This window comes from Nibrella saemangeumensis (assembly GCF_039541915.1).
In the GTDB taxonomy this organism is placed as follows: domain Bacteria; phylum Bacteroidota; class Bacteroidia; order Cytophagales; family Spirosomataceae; genus Nibrella; species Nibrella saemangeumensis.
Map to the genome: position 1 here is coordinate 323524 of NZ_BAABHD010000022.1, position 24298 is coordinate 347821.

17 protein-coding genes and 1 tRNA gene are annotated in these 24298 nt (G+C 53.4%); 8 read left to right on the forward strand and 10 right to left on the reverse strand.

The genetic code is table 11. From position 1 onward, the window contains the following. Positions 1–216: 216 nt before the first annotated feature. The 4 genes from ABD949_RS09260 to ABD949_RS09275 all read left to right on the forward strand — a co-directional run bounded on the left by ABD949_RS09260 (position 217) and on the right by ABD949_RS09275 (position 3726). A complete protein-coding gene (locus ABD949_RS09260) occupies positions 217–912 on the forward strand; it encodes a polysaccharide deacetylase family protein (protein WP_345242770.1) in 696 nt (231 codons plus the stop codon). A gap of 108 nt (positions 913–1020) precedes the next feature. Next, positions 1021–1944, forward strand: coding sequence for a hydroxymethylbilane synthase (gene hemC, locus ABD949_RS09265; RefSeq protein ID WP_345242772.1), 924 nt, complete (start codon positions 1021–1023; stop codon positions 1942–1944). Positions 1945–1947: 3 nt separating this feature from the next. After that, entirely contained in the window at positions 1948–2370 is a 423-nt protein-coding gene (locus ABD949_RS09270; protein WP_345242773.1) for a GNAT family N-acetyltransferase, read from the forward strand. A gap of 105 nt (positions 2371–2475) precedes the next feature. Continuing rightward, positions 2476–3726: an ABC transporter permease gene (locus tag ABD949_RS09275; protein ID WP_345242775.1), complete on the forward strand. Its 1251-nt coding sequence runs from the start codon at positions 2476–2478 to the stop codon at positions 3724–3726. A gap of 53 nt (positions 3727–3779) precedes the next feature. On the opposite strand, the gene ABD949_RS09280 is transcribed toward ABD949_RS09275, so the two are convergent. The 3 genes from ABD949_RS09280 to ABD949_RS09290 all read right to left on the reverse strand — a co-directional run bounded on the left by ABD949_RS09280 (position 3780) and on the right by ABD949_RS09290 (position 7352). After that, entirely contained in the window at positions 3780–4532 is a 753-nt protein-coding gene (locus ABD949_RS09280; RefSeq protein ID WP_345242777.1) for a succinate dehydrogenase/fumarate reductase iron-sulfur subunit, read from the reverse strand. Positions 4533–4624: 92 nt separating this feature from the next. After that, positions 4625–6562, reverse strand: a complete 1938-nt coding sequence (locus ABD949_RS09285; RefSeq protein WP_345242779.1) for a fumarate reductase/succinate dehydrogenase flavoprotein subunit — start codon at positions 6560–6562, stop codon at positions 4625–4627. 94 nt (positions 6563–6656) lie between these two features. Further along, positions 6657–7352: a succinate dehydrogenase cytochrome b subunit gene (locus ABD949_RS09290; protein WP_345242781.1), complete on the reverse strand. Its 696-nt coding sequence runs from the start codon at positions 7350–7352 to the stop codon at positions 6657–6659. Between the two features lie 301 nt (positions 7353–7653). Between ABD949_RS09290 and ABD949_RS09295 the strand changes: the two genes are divergently transcribed. The 4 genes from ABD949_RS09295 (at position 7654) to ABD949_RS09310 (ending at position 10251) form a co-directional block, all read left to right on the forward strand. Further along, positions 7654–8043, forward strand: coding sequence for a thiol-disulfide oxidoreductase DCC family protein (locus ABD949_RS09295; protein WP_345242783.1), 390 nt, complete (start codon positions 7654–7656; stop codon positions 8041–8043). A 49-nt stretch (positions 8044–8092) separates the two neighbouring features. Next, the gene (fabD, locus tag ABD949_RS09300; protein ID WP_345242785.1) at positions 8093–8968 is read left to right on the forward strand and encodes an ACP S-malonyltransferase; all 876 of its coding nucleotides are present in this window, start codon (positions 8093–8095) and stop codon (positions 8966–8968) included. Between the two features lie 139 nt (positions 8969–9107). Further along, positions 9108–9178: transfer RNA gene (locus ABD949_RS09305), tRNA-Gln, on the forward strand. Positions 9179–9582: 404 nt separating this feature from the next. Beyond that, the gene (locus ABD949_RS09310) at positions 9583–10251 is read left to right on the forward strand and encodes a TetR/AcrR family transcriptional regulator (protein ID WP_345242787.1); all 669 of its coding nucleotides are present in this window, start codon (positions 9583–9585) and stop codon (positions 10249–10251) included. A 72-nt stretch (positions 10252–10323) separates the two neighbouring features. Here ABD949_RS09310 and ABD949_RS09315 read toward each other — a convergent pair whose 3' ends face one another. The 7 genes from ABD949_RS09315 to ABD949_RS09345 all read right to left on the reverse strand — a co-directional run bounded on the left by ABD949_RS09315 (position 10324) and on the right by ABD949_RS09345 (position 24297). Then, positions 10324–12363, reverse strand: a complete 2040-nt coding sequence (locus tag ABD949_RS09315) for a kojibiose hydrolase (RefSeq protein ID WP_345242789.1) — start codon at positions 12361–12363, stop codon at positions 10324–10326. A 110-nt stretch (positions 12364–12473) separates the two neighbouring features. After that, positions 12474–13580, reverse strand: a complete 1107-nt coding sequence (locus ABD949_RS09320; RefSeq protein ID WP_345242791.1) for a hypothetical protein — start codon at positions 13578–13580, stop codon at positions 12474–12476. 3 nt (positions 13581–13583) lie between these two features. After that, a complete protein-coding gene (locus tag ABD949_RS09325) occupies positions 13584–14234 on the reverse strand; it encodes an ABC transporter ATP-binding protein (RefSeq protein ID WP_345242793.1) in 651 nt (216 codons plus the stop codon). A 68-nt stretch (positions 14235–14302) separates the two neighbouring features. Then, positions 14303–15661: a vanadium-dependent haloperoxidase gene (locus ABD949_RS09330; RefSeq protein ID WP_345242931.1), complete on the reverse strand. Its 1359-nt coding sequence runs from the start codon at positions 15659–15661 to the stop codon at positions 14303–14305. 99 nt (positions 15662–15760) lie between these two features. Further along, complete coding sequence (locus ABD949_RS09335; RefSeq protein ID WP_345242933.1) at positions 15761–19162, reverse strand: VCBS repeat-containing protein; 3402 nt, start codon at positions 19160–19162, stop codon at positions 15761–15763. Positions 19163–19168: 6 nt separating this feature from the next. Next, entirely contained in the window at positions 19169–22603 is a 3435-nt protein-coding gene (locus ABD949_RS09340; protein WP_345242795.1) for a VCBS repeat-containing protein, read from the reverse strand. 221 nt (positions 22604–22824) lie between these two features. Continuing rightward, the gene (locus ABD949_RS09345; RefSeq protein WP_345242797.1) at positions 22825–24297 is read right to left on the reverse strand and encodes a RagB/SusD family nutrient uptake outer membrane protein; all 1473 of its coding nucleotides are present in this window, start codon (positions 24295–24297) and stop codon (positions 22825–22827) included. Position 24298 lies beyond the last annotated feature (1 nt).

A 24298-nucleotide genomic window follows, 5' to 3' on the forward strand; every position in this document is an offset into this window, starting at 1 on the left:
AATGGTGTGTGTAAGCCAAGCTGTCAGTTGATGTAGGCCAAAAACTGTGCAAACCTGTCCTTTTGACTTAAAAATTTTCTAAAAGTTTAATATAATTGCCAAATTTGTCGTATAATGGGGATTTTGGGCCTTCTAGTATCATCAGCTATCCTGTTGCTCATTGGGGCATATGTGTGGTTCAACTTCCACAGGCAAGTCAACAGTTTGCGGGTGTTAATGTACCACAAAGTGGACCCGGAGCGGACAGACAGGCTTACGGTAACCGTATCGCAACTACAGGAGCAGCTTACCTATCTCCAGTCAGCCGGATACCATTTTGTGCCTCTACGGGCCGTATTGGCCAGTTTGGCCTCTCCCGGCGCTGCGTTGCCACCCCGCTCCGTGCTGCTTACCTTCGACGATGGGTACCAGAACAATCTGACGTATGTCCTTCCCATTCTACAGTCTTCCACAATTCCGGCTGTCGTTTTTGTCCCCACCGATTTTATCGGTAAGACCAATGAGTGGGATGGGAGCCCAGACCCACTGATGACTGTGGACGAATTGCGCCACCTGGTTAGCCACGGTGTGGAATTGGCGTACCACTCCCACCAGCATCTGAACTACAAACACCTGACGGCCGCCGAGATCCGGATGGATTTACAAGCCAGCGTGACAACTGCGCGGCAACTTGGCTTACCCTTATTGCCGGCATTTGCCTATCCGTACGGCGGGCGCCCCAAAGACGCGGCAAGTTACCAGAGCATGCAGGCCGCCCTGCGGGAAGCTGGTATCCAGCTGGCGTTCCGGATTGGTAACCGGATCAACCCACTACCCTTCCGGAAGCCGCTGGAGGTAAACCGCATCGATGTGCGGGGAACGGATTCATTCACGGCGTTCAAACGGAAGGTGCGCTGGGGGCGTTTATTCTGATCGTGTTACTGAAAACTCCCGCCGGTAGTTTCTTTTTTCCTAATTCCAACGGAAGTTTGCACCGGCTTAGCCATAGCCGGGTTACTGACTTATAGAAGAAGGAGAAGTATGCACATAAAAATTGGAACACGAAGCAGCCGGCTGGCCTTATGGCAGGCGGAACATATTCAGGCGTTGCTGGGCAGGGAGGGAGTAAGTTCTGAGTTAGTGCTGATTGAAACAAAGGGGGATAAAATATTGGACCGGTCCATTGCCAAGATCGGCAGCAAAGGCATTTTCACGCAGGAACTGGAAGATCAGCTCCGGGCCGGTACCATCGATATTGCGGTACATAGCGCCAAAGACCTGCAGTCATCGCTGCCGCCTGATCTGGGTATCATTGCTTTTACAGAGCGGGAGCAGGTGAATGATGTTCTGGTGAGCCGCAATACGAACGTCTCGCTGACGAGCGGACAGCCGTTTATCATCGGTACGTCTTCCACCCGGCGCGTGGCCATGATCAAACATTTCTGTCCGCACCTGACTACCGTTGATATGCGGGGGAACTTACAAACTCGGCTGCGCAAGCTGGATGAAGGGCAGTGTGATGCCCTGCTGCTGGCGTATGCGGGGGTCCACCGGATGCAGTACGACGACCTGATTGTGGCGTATCTGCCCGTTAGTGAGTTTACCCCGGCCGTCGGGCAGGGGAGCGTAGCCATTGAAGCGGCCATGAGCCTGCCTACTGATAAGCTGCAAACCATCCGGCGGCTGACCAACCACGAGGCAACAGAAGCCTGTCTGAAGGCGGAGCGGGCGTTTCTGCGCCGGCTGGAAGGGGGGTGTAGTATCCCGGTCTTTGGTCTGGCTACCTGGGCCGGTGACGAAATCAGCCTGACGGGCGGTATTATTAATCTGGAAGGTAATCAGATGCTGCGGGAGACCTTCACGGGCGCACCGGCCGTGGCTGAGCAGTTGGGTCACCAACTGGCCGAAAGCATTCTGGCTCAGGGTGGAGACGAGATTCTGCTGACCATCCGCGAAAAACTATAATCCATGGTAAAAATAGCCACGACCGAAGCCGACATCCGGCGCTGTCTACCGGCCATGCTGGCGCTGAGGCCTCACCTCTCAGAAGAACAGGCACTAACCCAGATTCCGGTGCAGCAGGAAGAAGGATACACACTGGCATTTGTTGATGCGGGCGAGCGGGTTCCGGCGGTGATTGGCTACCGGATCATGCACCTGCTGCATACTGGTAAAACCCTGTATATCGATGACCTGTCGACGCTGCCGGAGGCTCGCGGAAAAGGGTATGCCGGTATGCTGCTGGATTTTGTGATTGAGCAGGCCCGGCAGGCCGGTTGCGCCTATGTTACTCTGGATTCAGGGCATAGTCCGCAGCGGTACGATGCCCACCGCTTGTATCTGACCAAGCGGTTTAATATTGTCAGTCACCATTTTGCGTTGCCGTTGTAGCGCTGTCCGGCTCTGCGCCCGGCTGGCCTTTAGCTAAATGAAGGCCCGTTCGTATATTTGTTCGCCCGCGCATCAGCAAGGATGCTGATGCCGACACCATTCACTATGAACCTATTCCGAATTAGCTGGAGTAACCTGAAGGATAAACCGCTGAGCAGCTTTCTGAGCGGGTTGCTGATGACGCTGGGAATTACCATTATCTCGCTGCTGCTGCTGCTAAACAAGCAGCTGGATGAGCAGTTCGCCAAAAACATCAAAGGCATTGATATGGTACTGGGTGCCAAAGGAAGTCCGCTGCAACTAATCCTGTCGAGCATTTACCAGATTGATGCGCCTACCGGCAATATACCGATGGCCGAGGCTGAGCGGCTGACCCGCAATCCCATGATCAAAACGGCCATTCCGCTGGCTATCGGCGATAATTACCGTTCTTTCCGCATTTTGGGCACGAACAAAAAGTATCTGGACCATTACGAGGTCACCGTTGGTCAGGGCAAGCTGTTTGCCGACGATATGGACGTGGTCATTGGTCCACGGGTGGCGGAAGTAACAGGGCTGAAAATTGGTGATACGTTTTCCGGCTCCCACGGGCTGGACGAAGAAGGGGAAGCCCACAAAGAGGCAGAATACAAGGTGGTTGGTATCCTGAACCGCAGCAACACCGTTACCGACCAGCTTATCCTTACTAATATTTCCAGCGTTTGGGCCATCCACGAACACCACGAAAACACGCCGGGTACCCCGGCCGGTAGCGAAGAGGCTCATGAACACGAGGAGGGAGAAGACCATGACCACGAAGCTGCCGCCGACGAAGATCGTGAAATCACCAGCATGCTGATTCAGTTCCGGAACCCAATGGGCATGATGCTGGCGCGGGGAATTAACAATAATTCGAAGCTTCAGGCAGCGCTGCCATCTATTGAAATCAACCGCTTATTCTCCTTATTGGGTGTTGGTGTAGAAACGCTCAGGGGACTGGCCATTGTCATTATGCTGATTTCCGGCATCAGCGTTTTCGTCTCCCTCTACAATTCACTGAAGGAGCGACGGTATGAAATGGCCCTGATGCTCTCGATGGGGGCTACCCGAACGCAGCTGTTCGGTATGCTGCTGCTGGAAGGACTGGTACTGGCGCTGATCGGCTTTGGGCTGGGAATACTGTTCAGCCGCATTGGGCTGATGCTGTTTTCGGCCAGTGTGCAGCAGCAATACCACTACAGCTTTGCCTCCTTCAACATTCTGCCCGAAGAATGGGCTTTGTTGGGCGTTGCCGTTCTGATTGGCCTTCTCGCAGCTGCTTTACCCGCGATCGGCGTTTACCGGATGAACATCTCGCGGACGCTGGCGGAGGAATAAAAAAGTTTCAGCGGGGCCGCCCGGCGGCTCCGCTGAAACCTGAAACAATAAGATTATACGTTCGTCGACGTCAGCTTCGCACCCAGGTACTCACGGTTCAGGCGGGCAATGTGGTCGAGAGAAATTGACTTGGGACATTCAACGGAGCAGGCACCGGTAAAAGAGCAGGCACCGAACCCTTCATCGTCCATCTGCGCCACCATCTTCTCGGCCCGCATCTTCCGCTCCGGCTGTCCCTGCGGTAACAAAGCGAAATGCGATACCTTAGCCGCCACAAACAACATAGCTGAGGCATTTTTACAGGCCGCTACGCAGGCTCCGCAGGCAATACACGCTGCCGCATCCATGGCTTCTTCCTGTACCTCTCTTGGTATCGGAATCTCGTTGGCATCGGGTGCCGAACCCGTATTTACCGAGATGTATCCGCCCGCCTGTGTGATCCGGTCGAACGAGGTACGGTCGGTTACCAGATCTTTGATAACCGGAAATGCCCGCGCCCGCCAGGGTTCTACTACAATGGTGTCGCCGTCGTTGAACGAGCGCATATGCAACTGGCAGGTTGTGGCACCGGTTTGCGGACCATGCGCCCGGCCGTTGATGTACATTGAGCACTGGCCACAGATACCTTCGCGGCAGTCGTGGTCAAACGCTACAGGTTCTTCTCCCCGATGGGTCAATTCGGCGTTCAGTACGTCGAACATCTCCAGGAAAGACATATCGGGCGAGATATTATCCAGCTGGTACTCCACCAGCTTGCCCGGTGTCTGATTATTCTTTTGTCTCCAGACTTTCAGTGTTACTTTCATGGTTGTAAAGCCAGTCTACAGTGGGCAGTTTTCAGTAGGCAGTATGCAGACTTGTTCTGCATACTGCCTACTGAAAACTGCCCACTGTAGACTTATTTATAGCTACGCTGGGTTAGCTTCACGTTTTCGAATACTAAGTCTTCTTTGTGCAGTTCAGACTGCTGGTTTTCACCTTTATACTCCCAGGCGGCAACGTAGGTAAAGTGAGCGTCGTCGCGCAGGGCTTCACCTTCTTCCGTCTGGTATTCCTCCCGGAAGTGACCTCCGCAGGATTCGTTCCGGTGCAGGGCATCATCCACCATCAGTTCGCCAAGCTCCAGGAAGTCGGCTACGCGTCCGGCATGTTCGAGCGACTGGTTCAACTCTTCGTTTTCGCCCATCACCCGCACGTTCATCCAGAACTCCCGGCGCAGTTCCTGAATCATCCTCTTGGCTTTCTTCAGGCCTTCGGCGCTTCGCGACATACCACAGTACTCCCACATGATGTGACCCAGTTCGCGGTGGAATTCGTCGGTAGTTTTGTCGCCTTTGATGGCCAGCAGCCGGTCAATCATATCTTTTACACTCTGCTCTGCTTCTTTGAAAGCCGGGTGTTCAACCGGGACCTTGTCGCCGGGACCAATCGTAGCCAGGTAATCACCAATGGTGTACGGAATTACGAAATAACCGTCGGCAAGGCCCTGCATCAGCGCACTTGCACCGAGCCGGTTGGCACCGTGGTCGGAGAAGTTCGCTTCACCCAGGGCATAGAGTCCCGGAATATTGGTCATCAGGTTATAATCAACCCAAAGGCCACCCATGGTATAGTGTACAGCCGGGTAAATCATCATCGGCGTCTCGTACGGATTGTCATCAACAATCTTTTCGTACATTTCGAAGAGGTTACCGTATTTAGCCTCAATCGTCTTTTGGCCGTCGCGCTTGATGGCATCGGCAAAGTCGAGATAAACGGCCAGACCCGTTGAGGCTACTCCACGGCCTTCGTCGCAGACGTATTTGGCGTTGCGGGAGGCTACGTCGCGGGGCACCAGGTTACCGAATGAGGGATACCGGCGTTCCAGGAAGTAATCCCGGTCTTCTTCCTTGATATCCGTTGCCTTCAGCTCGCCTTTACGAACACGCTCCGCCATTTCCTTCGTCTTGGGTACCCACACCCGGCCGTCGTTCCGCAGCGACTCCGACATCAGCGTCAGCTTTGACTGATAGCTGCCTTTTACCGGAATACAGGTCGGGTGAATCTGCGTGTAGCAGGGGTTACCAAACAGGGCTCCTTTCCGGTGGGCTCGCCAGGCTGCCGTTACATTGCAGTTCATGGCGTTTGTGGACAGGTAGAACACGTTGCCGTAGCCGCCGGTACACAGCAGCACGGCATGTGCTGAATGCGATTCGATCTTACCGGTAATCAGGTTACGGGTGATAATACCGCGAGCTTTACCCCCTTCGACCACTACATCGAGCATTTCGGTACGTGGGTACAGCTTTATCTTACCGTTTGCAACCTGCCGGCTCATGGCATGGTAAGCACCAATGAGCAACTGCTGGCCGGTCTGACCACGGGCGTAGAACGTACGCGATACCTGCGCACCCCCAAAGGACCGGTTGGCCAGCAAGCCGCCGTACTCCCGCGCAAAAGGAACTCCCTGCGCTACACACTGGTCAATGATATTGACGCTGACTTCAGCCAGGCGATACACATTGGCTTCGCGGGCACGGTAGTCACCGCCTTTAATGGTATCGTAAAACAGCCGGAAAACGCTGTCACCATCATTCTGATAATTTTTAGCCGCATTGATACCGCCTTGTGCTGCAATACTGTGCGCCCGGCGGGGGCTGTCGTGGAACGTAAACGCTTTTACGTTATAGCCCAGTTCAGCCAGTGAGGCTGCGGCCGAGGCACCAGCAAGGCCGGTGCCGACAACAATAATATCGTACTTACGCTTGTTGGCCGGATTTACCAGCTTCAAGCTGAACTTATGCCGCGGCCACTTTTCTGCGAGTGGGCCTTCAGGGATTTTTGAATCCAGTTTCATAAAGCTAAACAGCGAAAGAGTGATTGAGCGAAACCGGGCAGCCGGTGCGGAGTGATCAAGCGAGCGTATCGTCGCTCATTCACTCGTTCGCTCTTTAAATAATACCGTTAACTTTCAAAAAAATGTAAACAGGCATGGCCGCAAATAATGCCGGAATCAGAATGGCAAATACGTACATACCAAGGGCCTCAATGAGCGGAGTGTATTTTTTATGACGAACACCCAGCGACTGAAAGCCGCTCTTGAAGCCATGCACCAGGTGATAGCCAAGTGCTACCATCGCCAGCACGTAAAACAGCACATACCACCAGTGTGAGAAGGCTTCAACCACGACTTTATACAAGTCTTTATACTGCTGTCCATCGTACTCCGCCATCGGAATTGGGCCGAAGTGCATCGTGTACCAAAACGTTCGCATGTGGATGACGATGAAGATAAACAGGACGGTACCCAGAATACCCATATTGCGTGACGACCAGGGGCTGTTAGCCTCCGGCCGGGCAAATGCGTACTTTACCGGCCGCGATGCCTGATTGTGGCGCGTTAGAATGAGCGACATCAGCGCGTGAGCCAGAATGGATGTGTACAGCAGGTACGATACCGTCATGATAAGCGGATTATGCGTCATGAAGTAGCTGTACTCATTAAATGCCCGACCTTCATCCCCTTTAAACAACTGGAGATTACCGGCTGCATGAACTACCAGAAACGTACACAAAAACAGCCCCGTCGCAGCCATAATTACCTTGCGGCCGAGGGAGCTGGATAGTGTTTGAGTTACCCAAGACATACGGTCTATTGCACGAAATTTTAAGGATAAATGTTAAGTAAACAGCCGTTTAAGCTGTGGTTTTCAACCCGAGGGCCAAAACTAAACCACAAACCCGAGGCAAACAACTAAGTACTTTCTTTTTTCAGGTTAGCCGGCCTATTTTGTAATTACTTCCTCTTGGATGTACCCTCTGATTCACTAACAGAGCGTTTTAAATTTTTGTTTGTCGTATATACTTAAAAATTTATAACAATTTAAAGTCTAGTTAAAGATCTGATAATCAGTATATTTTATTTAAATTTTTGTTGTTTTTTGCACGATGGATATTGTACTTTTTGACGGTGTATGCAATCTCTGCAATGGAGCAGTCAACTTCATCATTGACCACGATCCGCAGCACCGGTTCCGCTATGCATCGCTGCAATCCGAAACCGGAAAACAACTGGTAGCCCGGCACCCGGAACTGGCCGGTATGGATAGCATTGTGCTGCTGTCAGGCGATCAGGTTTTAAGTAAGTCAGGGGCTGTATTACGGATTGCCAGTCTGCTGTCAGGCCCCTGGCGGTGGCTGGCTGTATTTCGGATCGTACCCCAGTCCCTGCGCGACATTGTGTACGACTGGGTGGCCCGCAACCGGTACCGCCTGTTTGGCCGCACCGATGCCTGCCGGATACCGACGCCTGAACTTCGGGACTTGTTTTTGGAATAGTCGCCCCGGCCCGGTTATTTTGCGCCCACCTTATTTAACCTCATTTATTATGAAGGCATACGTATTTCCCGGCCAGGGCTCCCAGTTTAAAGGAATGGGTCAGGACCTGTATCAGCAGTCCGACAAAGCCCGTGCGCTGTTCGACCGGGCCGATGAGATTCTGGGCTTTAGCCTGACGCGGGTCATGTTTGAGGGCACCGACGAAGAACTGAAACAGACTAATGTAACCCAGCCGGCCATTTTTCTTCACTCAGTGGCTCTCGCTCTGACAACAGACTCATTCTCGCCCGATATGGTAGCCGGCCATTCCCTGGGCGAGTTTTCGGCGCTGGTTGCCGCCGGTGCATTGTCGTTCGAGGACGGACTGAAACTGGTGTCACAGCGGGCATCGGCCATGCAGCGGGCCTGCGAGATGAACCCCTCCACGATGGCCGCCATTCTGGGGCTGGACGATGCCACTATTGAGCGTATCTGCGCCGACATTGAAGGCGAAGTGGTGGTGCCGGCCAACTATAATTGTCCGGGCCAGGTGGTAATCTCGGGAACTAACGAGGGCGTACGGATTGCCTGTGAGCGGCTAAAAGAAGCGGGTGCCAAGCGGGCGCTGCCCTTGCCCGTAGGTGGCGCTTTTCACTCACCCCTGATGGAACCGGCGCGCGAAGAACTGGCTAACGCGATTGAGAATACCCCCTTCCGCCAGCCGGACTGCCCGATCTACCAGAACGTAAATGCGCAACCGTCGACGGATGTTGACACCATCAAAGCAAACCTGATCGCGCAGTTGACCGCTCCGGTGCGCTGGACCCAGTCCGTTGAGGCCATGGTATCTGATGGTGCTGCGCAGTTTGTGGAGTGCGGACCCGGTAAAGTGCTGCAGGGCTTGGTGAAGAAAATTGCACCTTCGGCGGAAACACAAAGTCTGTGACAGAGAATCTGATAAATTTTTTGTCTTTTTTTGAGACTGAGAATTAAGGATTTGTCGGCTGATTGCTTCAGAAATGACAAAAGATTTTAAAAAGACTCTTGCGTAGTGCTATCGGATCAGCTATCTTTGCACTCGCAATTGCCGGATCGTCTAAGGGTAGGACGACAGATTTTGGTTCTGTTTGTGAGGGTTCGAATCCTTCTCCGGCAACTGTTCAGGCCAGCCTTTTTACCGGGGCTGGCTTTTTGTTTTAGCGCCCACAGCACACCCTTCTCCTTTCCGGGAACTTGCGGCCCGGCCCGCGTCTCTCCAATTTACCGTTCAGTAAATACATTGCTTAATATTTACGTAATAACAACAATTTAAGTTACCCTAAGGTAACTTGGTTTGCATAGTAATTTTTTCCTATTTAATTTGTATCTTAAATACCGGATAAGGAGCGTTGTATTTATGTATTCGGCTTATTTTCAGGTTAGCAGCGGAATAAGTGTAGTTCAAAAAAATAGGTATTTATCCAGAGTTGATTTATGGATCATCTGATTGCCGGAAGCTAACTTAAGTGACTATTTGAATATAAAACCGTCAAATTTATACACCGTCATAGCATATCATTTATGGAGAAAATAAGGAGAAATCGGGCAAAGACCACCCAACGGATTATTGACGCACTGGAAGAAGTAATAGCTGAGCGTGGCCTGGAAGGGATAGGCGTAAACCGTATTGCCGAAAAGGCGGGGGTCAGCAAGGTGTTGATTTATCGCTATTTTGGCGGATTGGACGGCTTGCTCGAGTATTATGTGAAAATGGGCAAACTCTTTCCGATGTTTACCCCTGCCGTGCTGGACCAAATCCGTCCCCTTCACGAATCTGACCTCGCCAGAGTATGGTATCGGCAGGTTATTCAAACGTTCCGCTTTTTCAGGACGTTTAAAGCCGCCCGTGAGATTCTGAAGGCTAATATCATTGAGAATGACACCACGGCCGAAGTGACCAGCAAAGCCCAGGATGAGGAACTGACCCGACTGGTGGAGCAGTTATCGTTTGTAAAAGGCGCTGATGTGCAGGCGGTATCGGCCGTCATGATCGGAGCGATGTCTTATCTGACGCTCCTGGCTCAGAACAACCGGACGATGATTGGTATTGACCTGCGGAGCGAAGAAGGCTGGAACCGGATCGAAAATGCCGTAAAGACCATTTACATCGCCCTGAACAAAATTGTCGTGCAGTCTAAAGACACTACGCTGGAACTACAGTCATCCGGGCTGCCGACCGGCTATTGGTAAAACCTAAACTAAACGTCTGTAACCGAAAAAAGCCTCCGCTGACTCGTGGAGGCTTTTTTCGGTTACAGACGTTTAGTTTACCTGCACTGTCTTCTGCTGCGTACCGACTCCCTTTATGGTAAGTGATTTCCACTTCTTTGGCAATCGGGTCTTTAACTGGACAATACCGTTGTCGTTAATATCAATGCCAGCAAAGCCGTTTAACAGCGTTTGCAGCATACCACCCGCGCCGGTGGCGAAGTAGGGATTCGTTCCGCCGGCCGTCTCCGCCAGTACGCCGAAGGGTGGGACCTCGTTAGGCTTGTAGCTCTTCACAAACAGATCATAGGCTTTTTCGGGCTCACCCAGCCGGGCATACAGCGTAGCCAGTACGGCATGGCCCATCGCGGGGCCATCCTTCGACATTCGGGGTTCGTAATACTTCAAATCTCTCCGGATCTGGGCTTCTTCGGCAACCAGTCGGAGCGGATAGGCTAGCAGGTTGGCATCGGCCTGCTTGATCTCTACGCCATCGTAGGTGCGGTTTTCTTTCGTGACACCGTCCGGGAACTTCAGAATTGGAATGTTATCAGCGACGTGTTTCCAGTCGGGATCGGGCGTCATGCCGAGTTCCTGCGCGGCCTGGACGGCAAAATTCAGGACCGTTTTGGCCATGCCGTTGGTGAAGGCATTGTTATCGATGTTCTCCTGCCATTCGTTGGCCCCGATCACATTGTTAATGTCGTATTGGCCGGGCCCTTTGCGCTCGACCCGGCTTGTCCAGAAATCGGCTACTTCTTTCAGCATCGGATACCCCCGCGTCCGGAGCCATTCTTTGTCCTTCGTTACCTGGTAATATTTCCAGAACGCCCAGCCGACACAGCCCGTAATATGGTGCTGAAACGGTCCCGTCAGGGCCCAGACCGGGGTGGCTTCCTGGCCGTCGGCATCCGATTCCCAGGGGAACATAACGCCCTGGTAGCCGTGACTGAAGGCGTTTTGCCGGGCCATCGGCATCCGCTCGAAGCGATACTCCAGCATCGACTTTGCCAGTTCCGGTTTCATGACCAGCACAGCGGGGTACATCCAGAGTTCAGTATCCCAGAATACATGGCCGTTGTACCCTAATCCGGATAACCCCATCGGCGACAGGCTATAAGCGGTACCTTCCCGCGCAAAAGAATACAGATGGTACAAGGCCGACCGGACTGCCTTTTGCGACTGCAGATCGCCTTCGATAACAATGTCACTCTGCCAGAGCTTGGCCCACTCGGTCTCGTGGCGCTGGAGCAGCCGGGGCGTCCGTTCCAGAGCGGCAAAGATGGTGAGCCGTTCGGCTTCGTTATGCGGGTCTGGCGTACTGGCGGTGGAGGTTACCGAACCGACGACGCTAAAGCGGTATGTTTGCCCTGCCTTCAATCGCTTCTTAAACTTGGCCAGGTGCATGTTGTAGTCCCAGTCTTCGTGGATGACGTCGGGCTCCTGGCCGTGGGGTTCCTCAAAAATAAAGCTGTTGGACGCTGCCACAGTTAACCGGCCGGTAGGGCTTTTGGCCACGGAGGTAAGCAGGCGTATTGTCACGTGTGGCCGGTCGATTTCCGAGTAAAAGTTTTTTACCTCCTTCAGGTTCTCCGGCGATTCAATGACACTCATCGGAATGATTTCGCAGTCCTTTTTCGCGGTAACCTCAAAAGTTGACAGGGTGGTGTAGGGCAGGTGGCGAAGCGCCATCATGGTCTGGCGAACGCTGACCTTATCCCGGTAGTCAAATGTGGTCGTCAGGGCCGCTTTCTGCATGTCGAGCGTCTGGCGATAATTGGCTATGTCACGCGGACCGAGCCGTTGGCCGTCGACATCCAGGTTCATGTTGGCGAAGTTGAACACCTTCAGGATGTTGGAAACACGGCCACGTCCGTAGGTATCAAATGCGCCATTAAGCACTACATCGCGCACTTTCATCGGCTCCGGCGACGAAACCAAACCAATGATACCATTGGCGACGGTGATGCCGTAATAATTGGCGGGATTGATATTCTGGCCGACAATGTGCCAGGGCGAGTTGGTTAAATCCTGCTGGGCCTGGGTTGGGAGGGTGGCAACCAGACAGAGTAATGTAAATAGCCTTTTTTTCATAAATACATCATAGGAAAATTAAGACTTAAATTTAGACTTTTTGCCCATATGGGTCGACTACCCTCCGCATTTTGTTATAACAGGGGCGGTGCCTGAGAATGGGTCAACCTTCAGGATCCTGCTCCTGAAGACCAGGCCGCGTTGTAATAGTAGCGGATAAAGAGACCAGCCGCAGCGGCATAACAGGCGAGAGCCAATCCCCAGATTGGCAGTCTGTACATGATCAGGAAGAAAAAGCCAATGACTGCCCAGAACACCACAGGCATAAAGCGGTCAGGCGGGCGGTGATGCATGAACAGCACCGGGAAAAGGCCCAGTAGCAGACTATGGGCAAATACCCAAACGCTGAAAATAGCTGCCAGGGGGACATTGGCCGGGCTATTGCGCAACAGGATAAAAAGCTCCGGCAGGATAAGAAGCGCGAGCACAAAGGCGTATTGGGCAAATCGGTAGCCTAAAGGAACGGGCAGGTTGCGGAGCAGGGGTAGTTGCGTCAGGTCAAACTGGTATAACTGATAGACCACCGCCCCATGAAAGGCACCCGTCAGCAGTGCGCCCAGGGCGAGCAGTCGAATGTCGTACGCATCGGTGGGGTAGAGCCAGCATAAACCCATCAGCAGGAGGCAGGTGCCGCCTTTTGTCAGTAACAGCAGTACCGGCTGACGGTGAAGCAGATGCCGGATGAAGAATAGGTTATACGGTGTGGTAAATCGGTTCTGAATGGTCAGACGAAGCGCACTCAGCCGCCGGTCAGGATTAGGATGACGCAGGGTATGCTCAACCCAGGCAAGCGGAGCGGTGGTTAGTACGAACAGGCTGGCGATAATCATAACGGTGGCTGTAATCGTATGCGCCTGCAGGCTGAGCGATAGCACAAAACCGGCATAGGCCATGATAGGTACCAGCAGCGACACCTGGCTAACCCATAACGCGGCCAGCCGATTGGTAGCTGGTTGCAGGCGCAGCAACAGCAGGAACTCATTAGCGCGGAAAACGCCCACCATAAACCGGGTGGCATGAACGGTGTATACTGCCCAGAGGCCTATATAGCCCAGTAGCATACCTGGTGAGTGGATGGCATACGTAGCCAGGGCAATGTGTTCGGTGGAACGCATAAAGCTACCAGCAATAAACAGCACAACCAGCAGCAAACCGGCATTCTGGCGGTAAAATGCCTGCACAATCGTTTTTCGCAGAACAGTCAAGACTGGGTTCATCGGTCAGACGGTCTGGGAAACAGAAGTAAGGGTCTGCCGGGCCACCTGCCAGACAGATTCGACCGGCAGACCCGATAAACTGAAATCCTGGTGGGAGGAGAGCAGGAAATTGACGCCCTGTTGTCGCCCGGTTTGAATAAGATCCGCAACGGTATGTGTTGCGTTCTGGTCGAGGGTGATCAGCGGTTCGTCGAGCAGGATCAGTCGGGGGTTGCCCAGAAAAGCCATAATCAGCGATACCTTTTTCAGCATTCCGCTGGAGTACGTACCAACCGGCGTTTTCAGGAAGTCCGCCACGGCAAACCGCCCGATCAGTTCGCTAATCTGGCTTTGGGGAGCCTGTTTGGCCGAGGCAACCCAGTTTATCAGCTCCCAGCCGGTTAGAAACTCCGGATAGAAAGGCTCCGCTTCGCCGTAATTAACCCTAAGCCGGTACGCCACCGGATGCCGGCGCAGGTCATACTGACCATCCAGCAGCACCGTGCCATCATAGGGTAACAACCCGGCAATAATCTTAAACAGGGTGGTTTTGCCGGAGCCATTCTGACCTTTCAGCCAGTGAATGCCGGGAGCAAAGTCGATGGCTGGCACCGACAGCACTAACCGGCCACTATATGATTTATTCAGGTTTTGAACGGATAGAATAGGGGGCATACCAAAGTTAGTTCACATAAAAAAGCCGGAAGAGATTCTTCCGGCTGATGAATGTATGTCAAATCTGGTTATTTTGAGGCAATGGTGCCGTCTTTTTTGGCTTTCAACTTGTGAAAAACGTAGGCACCCAACTGCTGGCCCTGTAGGTTTCCCAGCTCCAGGGCATCGCGGAAGTGGATACCACCGTAAAGCCGGCTGTACGATGCCTCAACCGCAGCTTCCCGCAGCGACTTGAACGAACGTACGCCATGGCCGTATGGATGCTCAGTTGAATCAGTAAATGCTACATTATCGCCGAACAGGTTTGTTAATACCTCGGCGGCTGCGGCCGAAATTACGCTGTGGCCGCTGGTATACTCGGGGAAGGCCGGCGTTTGCAGGTAAGGCGTCCATTTCGGGTCAATGTACTTATTGATGACCGTCTCCGGCCGGACGCGGTTGGTGCGGTATTTTTCGTCCCAGCAACTGATAAATCCGTCGGATAGAGCAAACGATGTCAGGGCGTAGGCCTCCACCGTCTGACCGAAATCCGCTTTCTTCTGACGGGCTATTGTTTGCGTAATGGCCAGCCAGTGCCCACCGGGCGTCATTTTCTTGGAAGCGTATGACACGTGACCGGCTACGTTCATAACAAAAGCGTTGTCGTCCCAGAAATAGGCGATTTTTTTCTGCTCTTCGGTCAGGTTTTTGCCAAGTTCGTATACCTCTTCGGTAAGCTTACTAAAGGGGCTTCCTTTCTTTACATTATAAGCGGCCGGACGGGGCGGCATGAACTGGGAGCAGGTATCCATCACCCAGCAGCGGATTTTGGCCCACTGCGGCTCGGCGGCATCCATGTAGGCGGGTGGCGTTGGTACCCAGGTCCCTTCTTCGTTAGTCACCGTATGCTTAAAGCCCCGGGTTTGCTTATAGGTATCTTTGCTGGCGAAATCGAGAATATGTTTGGCCACGGCATCGCCGTACGCAACCGAGCGCTCGTAGACTTCGTCGGGCATACCATCCTGCCTGTACTGCTCGTAAAAGTTCTTTTCAAAGTCGTCAAAGAAGTTGGCGGAGAATGTCAGCGCCCGGCCTACGACCAGAAAGGCCCGCGTACTGGCAAGCGGATAGCAATACTCCTGACCAGCTTCCGGCTTTGGTGGGGTGTCGTATTTCTTCAGCTTGCCGGCCATCGATTCGTACTTTGGCTGACCGGGCAGCATAGCTTCATAGCCTGCGAGATTGGCGTACGAATAAATCCGGCTGGCAACGGGAGGGGAGAAAATATCGTGGATGACAACCTCCGTCAATTTGTTAAGGCACTGGTTGTAGCGCTCCGGGTTAGAGGCTTTAGCATTGTACTCGTCGGGGGTGGCTTTCTTCTGGCAACCGGCTGCGCTCCACAGGACAATGAGCAGCAACCAGCCAAGCTTTCGGTACGTATTCATCTTCATCATACAAGTTGTCCTTAAGCGGAATACAAATTTACCCTAAAAAAACTATATTATCTTGGTAGGGTACTGATTAAAATCAACTTAAAGGCTGATTTATGGACGCCAGGCTGCCAACAGGTTGGCTTGTCTGAGGGTCTGAAACACCTGTAAAGGGGCTCCATTCCGGGCTACCAGCCACAGGGGACCTGCCGGTGTTCTCACGGGTTTTATATCCCGGATTTCCCCGTCGAGCCAGAAGCCTGAGTCTGCCGGCGACAGGGCCGAGAAGCCTCCCTTGCCGTTGTTGCGGAGTATAAGACCGTAATTGGCATCATACCGGCCCTGGTAGGTGCTGACACCGTAGAAGTTACCGCCCGCCAGGATGTCGAGGTAGCCGTCATTATCGACATCTGCGGCCTGTAAGGCGAACAGTTTAGACACCTGCGCCAGTAATGGCAGTTCATGGACCACAAATTGCCCACCCTGATTTTCCAGATACACAGAGGCAAACTGATTCACCTGGTATTCTTCGGCGCTTTTGAGCTCATCTCCTTTAAAGATGTCATCGATTGGTTTACCGGCAATGGATTTGTAATCAGTAAACCGTTTGTTGATAATGCCCGGCATCTGTTTACCCAGCTCATCTTTGAACGCAACCGGGTACCAGCTGCCGTCAATATCGTAGGCCAGTATCTGCTCCAGGCTCTGATTATTATCCACATCTTTTACCCACATCCGCAGTTGAGAGTCCGGCCGTTTGCGGAATTTGGTGTTGGTGCCCAGGTTACCGGCAATCAGGTCCATGTCGCCGTCTTTATCGAAGTCAGCCGCCAGCAGGCTCTGATAGAAGCCGTTGAGGGGTGTCTTATCAGCCACCAGGTTTTCAACGGCCTCCAGTTTTCCGCCCTGATTGGCGAAGATGCGGATGGGCATCCAGTCGCCGGCCAGAATCAGGTCGAGGTCCTTATCGCCATCGTAATCGGCCCAGACCGCATCGGTAATCATGCCGGCCTTGCGCAGGTCGGGGGCCCGTTGGTCCGTCTGGTCGGTAAAGCGTCCCTTGCCGTCGTTAATCAGCAAATACGAATCCGGAATCCGGCCGTACTGGAAGGCAATGACCCGCCCGCCGACAAACAGATCCAAGTCACCATCCCGGTCAATGTCTACCGGTCGAACACAGCTTTTGTGGACATACATGGGCGGCAGGCCGTTGGAGCGGCTGAAATTACCCTTGCCGTCGTTCAGGTAGAGCCGGTCGAGCTGCTCGGGCATTTTGTCGTAGAACTCATTGCCACCAGACACTACGTACAGGTCCAGATCTTTGTCGCCATCGGCATCAAAAAAGGTCGCATCCACATCTTCGTAAACCGAATCGGCGGCAAATACCGGCTGGGTAGCGGCCACAAAACGGCCGTTGGCCTGCTGGAGCATCAGACTTCCTGCCTGCCATTTGGCTCCGCCGGCGTAAAAATCCTCCAGACCGTCGCCGTTGACATCGCCCACCGCCAGCTTCGGCCCTTCGGTCGAAATTTTAAACGGTATCAGCGACTCGCGGACCATATCATAATAGGCGACGTTTTCCTTATGGGTATAACTCATACCTGCCTGACCGGAAATATCGGCAAACAACGGCTGCTGCGCCGGAGCCGTGTAGCGGAACCCTTTGGCGTCCAGCTGCGCATCGGTTTGTTTCAGCGTCAGCGTTTGATTAGTCTGTACATTGGTCCGGACCTCCATCCGCTGGTTAGGCCAGATCACGATCAGTGAATCAAAGGTAGCCGTTTCGCCCATCCCGAAGTTCAGCACCGGCTCTACCGACGATTCAAATCCACGTGTCGGCATCAGTTGCTGCACCTGTATACCGACTTTCGTCTTGATAACCACCTTCGCGCCAATGCCAAACGTATTCGGAGTTTCACCGGCCAGGCGAACTTTCAGGAAGCGGTTGTTCGGGAACAGCGTACTGGCCTGATTCTGGTGCAGACCGGCGGGGTCGTTGATGTTGTTCGTAACCAGATCCAGGTCACCATCGTTGTCCAGATCGGCATAAACGGCTCCGTTGGAGAACGTCGGCATATCGAAACCCCAGACCTGCGACTTGTCTTCAAACCGGAGACTGGCTGTGCCCCGGTACAGGTAGTTATGGACCTTCCCCTCCGGCATCATGGCGATTGCCCGCTGGTCGAGCGAGTTGGAGGTCTCCATGGCGTACCGCAGCGAATCGTCGGAGGCAAACTTGGTGTAGTCGAGGTTATTGGGCCGGTGAACAATGCCGTTGGAGACAAACAGGTCTTTATGGCCGTCGTTGTCGTAGTCGGCCAGCAGGGGAGACCAGCTCCAGTCGGTAGCGGCAATGCCCGCCATTGAGCCCACTTCCATGAACTTCTGGCCCGACAAACTAAGCTGCAGACAGTTCCGGCTGTACTGGTTCATGTAGCCATAGGCCAGCTTGTACTGGTAGATGTCCAGCGGATCTTCGCCCATGGATGATTTCTCGACGGTTTCATCTTCCGGGTACATATCCAGGGTCACTATATCCGGGTAACCATCATTGTTGACGTCGGCAATGTCGTTACCCATCGAAAAGCGGCTGACGTGGGCAAAGGCCTGGCGGCTGGTTTCGGTAAAAGTACTGTTGCCGTTATTGAGGTAATAATAGTCGTCTTCGTGGAAGTCGTTCGATACGTAAATGTCTTCCCAGCCATCGTTGTTGATGTCGGCAACCGAGATTCCCAGGCCATAGCCCATGGCCGCGCCATAGATCCCACTTTTCTCGCTCACATCCACAAACTTTACCGGCTTCTTACTGGCCAGAGAGTCCTTGCCGCCTGCCATTGGGTTCATAAATAACCGGTCCCCCGACTCATTATGCCGTAGGTGACGGGTCGATACGCGGTCGTAGCTGCGGGAGGTGTGTACCGCATGGTTGAGCAGGTAACAGTCCAGATCACCATCGTGGTCGTAGTCGAAGAAGGCAGCCTGGGTAGAGAAGCCGGTGAAGTCCAGCCCATAATCGGCGGCTTTTTCGGTAAAGGTTGGCGGACCGCCGTTGCGGGAACCGTTGTTGATATAGAGTTCATTAGACCCCTCCAGGCCCCGGAAATTACCCACCGCCGAGACATAGATGTCCAGCAGGCCGTCGCCGTTGACGTCGGCCATGGTTACGCCGGTCTGCCAGTCGGAGAAGCCCTCCACGCCGGCTTCTTCGGAAATGTCTTCAAAGGTAAAGTTCCCCTTGTTCAGGTAGAGCTTGTTTTTACCTTGGTTGGAGACAAAATACAGGTCAGTGAGTCCGTCGTTGTTAATGTCGCCGGCTGCCACCCCGGCCCCGTTGTAGAAGTACAGGTAATCCAGCAGGTTTAGTTTCTCCGTTTCCTTAAGCTGATTGACAAAGCTGATCCCGGTCTGGGTGGAATCGAGGGTTTCAAAAAGCGGTTTTTCAGAAATTGATCTCAATTGCTGGCACCCGACGAGCAGCAGGGCTCCGGCGGTTACCACACTTATAATACGTTTCATCATAGGTTAGTTGACGTTACGGGCGGCTATCAGCCTTTCCTGGTTACGCAGGGTAAGCACCTGCACCCGATCGTTATTTTTTGCAATGATCAATTGCCCCTGGGCCAACCGCTTCAGGTGCCGTACCTGCCCCCGGATCAGTAAGCCGGACGTTGCTGGCGTCATTACCTCAAATGAGGGTTTCCCCCGGCTCCCGGTGCTGCGTAGTAGTAGGCCGTAACTGGCATCGTAACGGCCTATTTCGGGCAGTACGTCATAGAAGTTGCCGGCCAGCAGCAGGTCAGTGCGTCCGTCGCCGTCGTAGTCCAGCATTTCCACCCCACATACGGGCGAGAACTGTACCTCCGTCGGCAGGGATGAGAACGTTAACTGACCCTTGCCGTTGTTGAGGAGTATCGCCGACTCGCCGGTGAATGCCTGTTGTACAACGGCCTTGCTTAAGGCATTTTCATCCACAATGTCCTTCAGCTTCTTGCCTGAGTAGTCGGCGTACTTGATGTATTTTTTCTTAATAGCGGGCATGGTCTTTTGCAGATCCTGCTTCAGCACCATGGGGTAAAGTTCACCCGTTTCGTCGGCGCAGTTGATGATCTGTTCGTACACGCCATTTCCGTCGAAATCATTGGTGTACAGTTCGGCCGGTACAGATTGCGTCGCTCTGATGCGGGAGTTCTGCCCCAGGTTACCCACTACCAGGTCCATATCGCCGTCGCCGTCCATATCGCCGGCTTTCACGCAGTTCCACCAGCCGTTGGTCTTCAGGGTTTCGCCGTTCGGGGCCTGAATGGCCAGGGCCGGATTCAGGCTTAGCCTGCCCCGCTTGTTTTCGAATACCTGGATGGGCATCCAGTCGCCCACCACAATCAGTTCGGGATAGCGGTCGCCGTTAAGGTCAGCCCAGGTGGCGGCCGTCACCATGCCCAACTGCTCCGCTTCGGGGAGGTAGCGTTTGGTATAGTTTTTAAAATTGCCCGTACCGTCGTTGGTGAGCAGGTAGCTGGGCGGATTGTAGCCGTACTTTCCTGGTATCAGCCTTGAGCCTACAAACAGGTCGATATCGCCATCCCCATCGAAATCGGCGGCTGCTACGCAGGAGCCGCTGGCTTTCAGGCTCGGCAACCGCGTATCCGGCGTAAAGTTGCCCTTGCCGTCGTTCAGGAACAGCCGGTCGAGCAGTTCATCGGCTTCGCTATCGTACTCGTTGCTGCCCGTGACCACATACAGGTCAAGGTCCTTATCGCCGTCGGCGTCAAAGAGAACGGCGGCTACGGCTTCGGCCGTGGTATCCTGCCGGATGGCCGCTGGTGTTTTCTCGGCGAAGGTGCCCCCCGGCTGTTGCAGGTAAAGGCGGCTGGGTTTGCCGTTGGCTCCCCCAAAAAAAACATCATCCAGGTTATCGCCGTTTACATCACCCGTTGCCAGGGCCGGCCCCTGGGTGGAGATCATCTGCTTGAGCAGTGGGTCGCGGTTGTAATCGACAAAACCGCTTTCCTGGTGTACAAACGAAAGACCGCTTTGCGACGAAATATCCCGGAAAGGCCCATCGGTAGTCGGATTGACTGGTTGCCAGATAGCCCTGGCGTCCTGGTGACGAAGGGTTAGCTGCTGGTTCGCCTGTGGCTGGCGGATAACCTGCATCCGGTCATCGGGCCAGATCACCCGCACGGAATCGATCCGGCTGTTGTCGCCCAGGCCGAATACCAGATTCAGGTCTACGGAGGACTGAAAGCCCCGGTTGGGCATTTGTTGCAACACCTGTAACTGATCCGCCTGGTACACATACACTTTGGCCCCAATCGCATCCGGATTTTTGCCGGCCCCGGCCAGTTTTACCCTCAGAAAATTGGCTTTGCTGGTTTGCTCCGTCCGGTTCTGAAAGATAGATACAGGGCTATTGACGTTGTTGACAATCAGGTCCAGGTCGCCGTCATTGTCGAGGTCACCGTAGGCAGCTCCGTTGGAAAAGCCGGGTTCGCCCAGTCCCCAACCGGCGGCTTTGTTGACAAAGGTCAGATTGCCTTCGTTTCGGAACGCGTAGTTGGGTATGGGTTCTGAGGGAGCCTTATCCAGAAACTCTTTAAAGTTGAACTGGCGCTGCCGGGCAATCTGCGCCATATTTTCCCGGTCGGCCAGAAAATTGACAAAGTCCTGATTGGTTACATCTTTGGCAATGCCGTTGGCCACGAAGATATCTTTCCGGCCGTCATTGTCCATGTCAAAGAGCAACGCCCCCCAGCTCCAGTCTGTCGAGTGAACCCCCGCAAAGCGGGCCACATCGCTGAAGATGGGCGTGGCACTTGGGGCCTGGGATGAGCCAGTTTTGACGCCCTGCCTGCCTGCCGGACCGCTACGTTCCCCCGCATCCTGCACCACCCCCCGGTTTAGGTGCAGCATATTCTGCATGTACTGGTAATGGAAGTCCCGTTCGAGCTTGATCTGAACAAGCTCATGGCTTTCAAACGTAGAAACCTTTTTGAGCCGCTGGTCGTTGCCGGGCAGCATGTCTGTTACAAAGATGTCGAGCAGGCCGTCGTTATTCACATCCGCCACATCGGCTCCCATCGACGACAGACTGATATGATTCATGGCGTCCTTTACCGACTCCCGGAAGGTGCCGTCCTGGTTGTTGATGTACAGGTAATCGCGTTCGTAGAAGTCGTTGGAGATAAAAATATCGGGCCAGTTGTCTTCGTTGACATCACCGATGGTTATGCCCAGCCCGAAACCAATCAGGCTGCCGTAGATACCGGCCTTTTCGCTGACATCCGTGAACAGCTCCCCATCGTTGCGAAACAGTTTGTCGCCACCCAGGGAGTCCCGCTGCGCCCGCAGGTTAGCGTAGCCCAGCCGGCCTACTGGTGTGAAGCTGTTATTGAGCAGGTACATGTCCAGATCGCCGTCGCGGTCATAGTCAAAGAAGGCGGCATGAGTTGAGAAACCGTGATCATCCAGACCATACTCTTTAGCTTTCTCCGTAAAGGTGCCGTTACCGTTGTTGAGGTAGAGTTCATTGCCGCGTTCGTCGCCCGGACGGATACCAGCATTGCAGACGTATAAATCCAGCAGGCCATCACCATTGACATCGGCGAAGGTAGCGCCGGTACTCCAGTCGTGTTTGCCGGCTACCCCGGCTTTGGCGGTGATGTCTTCAAACGCCAGGTTGCCTTTGTTGAGGTAGAGCTTATTGTCGCCCATGTTGGCGATCAGGAAGACATCCGGCAACCCATCCTTGTTGATATCGCCGATGGCTACGCCACCGCCGTTATAGAAGTTGCGGTAATTGAAGATGTTGAAATCTTTGTCGTCGGTAACGGTATTGGTGAAGTGAATATGGGTCTGCTCAGCCGAAAGCTGTTTAAAAAGCTGGTCATCGGAGGTAGTTTGCCCGAACCGGCAACCTGCCGCAACAACCAGAAGGAAAAAGACAAGCCGGTGACGCATGTATCGCTTTATAGGGTAAAACAAATTCAAATTTACGGAATATTAGCGGGTAATAAAGGACTTGTACTGACAATCAGCGGGGTCCCTTTCAGATAACGCTGGCAGTGGACGGAATAATGAGTTCTAACCAATACTTAATGTGCCGGCTGATGGCATGACCGGTAATCAAAAAGCCCTCCCCGACCGGGGAGGGCTTTTGAACTGACATTCGGGAACCAGGCTTAGTAGCCGGGGTTCTGCTTAAGCTTTGGGTTCAGCGACAGCTGGTCCTTCGGAATCGGGAACAGTTCGCGGAACTTCTGCGAAGCCGGTTTAAACTGCCATGCTCTTGTATACTGATCAAAGCGAATCAGGTCCTGACGACGGTGGTATTCCCACGCCAGCTCCCGGCCCCGCTCGGCCAGAATATCGTTCAGGGTCAGTGCTGAGAACGCCTGAACACCTGCACGTGACCGAATCCGGTTGATGTCTGCAAGGGCATCCGCTGTTTTGCCTAAACGGAAATTTGCTTCACCCCGCATCAGGTAGGCGTCGGCCAGACGATAGATCACAAAGTCATTGCTCTGATCGTTGGTCGTGTTATTCCGCTGAATCTCATACTTCTGACTACGGGCCCCTGCCAGACGGGCAACAGGGCCAGCCGGCATTTCAAAGGCGGGAATTTCCGGGGTGATCACCAGGGGTAATTCGCCATCCTTCAACGGAGTGCCGGCTGCATCAAATTGCTGGCCAACGATCCACATTTTCTTCCGGGCATCCTGATCGGTAAAGGTGTTGTAGAACTCAGCAATGGTAGCGTAACCATTCCAGGGACTTGCAGGCAGATTGTAGGTCAGTTTATGATCATAATGCAGCGTCCGCATGTGAATATTCATACCGCCCCGCTTGGAGTTGTCAAAAGGAGTAGCCAGAATAATCTCCGGTGAGCCCTGGTTCTGCACCTTAAAGTTATCAAAGAAATCACCAGACAGCGAGAACTTGCCTGAGTTAATAATGGTGTTCAGCCGGTCGATAGACTTCTGCCACTGTGGCGTGCCGGTGTACACCTGCGCGTTCAGGTACATCTTGGCCAGGATCATATCGACCACGTACTTGTTGAAACGACCGTAGTAGGCACCACCTACCGTTTCGCTCAGCTTAGGATAAACCTCCAGCAGTTCCTTTTCTACCCAGTTGAATACCTCTGTACGGGATTTCTGATCAGGCGAACCCGTGCCAACGTTTTCGGCAATAATGACATTGCCGAACAGATCCATGGCCACATAATGGAAAAAAGCCCGAAGTGCCCGTAACTCAGCGCGGGTATTTTCATCGGTGATCGTACCTAACTGCTGGTTGATGGACGTAATACTGTTGTAGATCCAGTTCCAGCGGCCGTTGAACTGATTATTGTCAGTAATCGGGTCCCAGGTATGGGTATACAGACGCTTCCAGTTATCGCCATCTTTCCAGTCACCACCCCGAGTCGGCACAATCTGCTCATCCGTAGTGGCATTCAATTCGTTGTAATTACCAAAATATTCCCCCAAACTGTTGTACAGGGGACCGATAAGGGCAGCTTGTTGTTCAGGCGTGGTCCCAAACTGATCCGTTGGGATAACGTCGAATGTCTTTTCATTCAGATCTGTACAGGCCTGCCCGGCAAGGAGCACAGCCGTACAGCCGGCAAAGACTAGTATGTTGAAACGAAACATA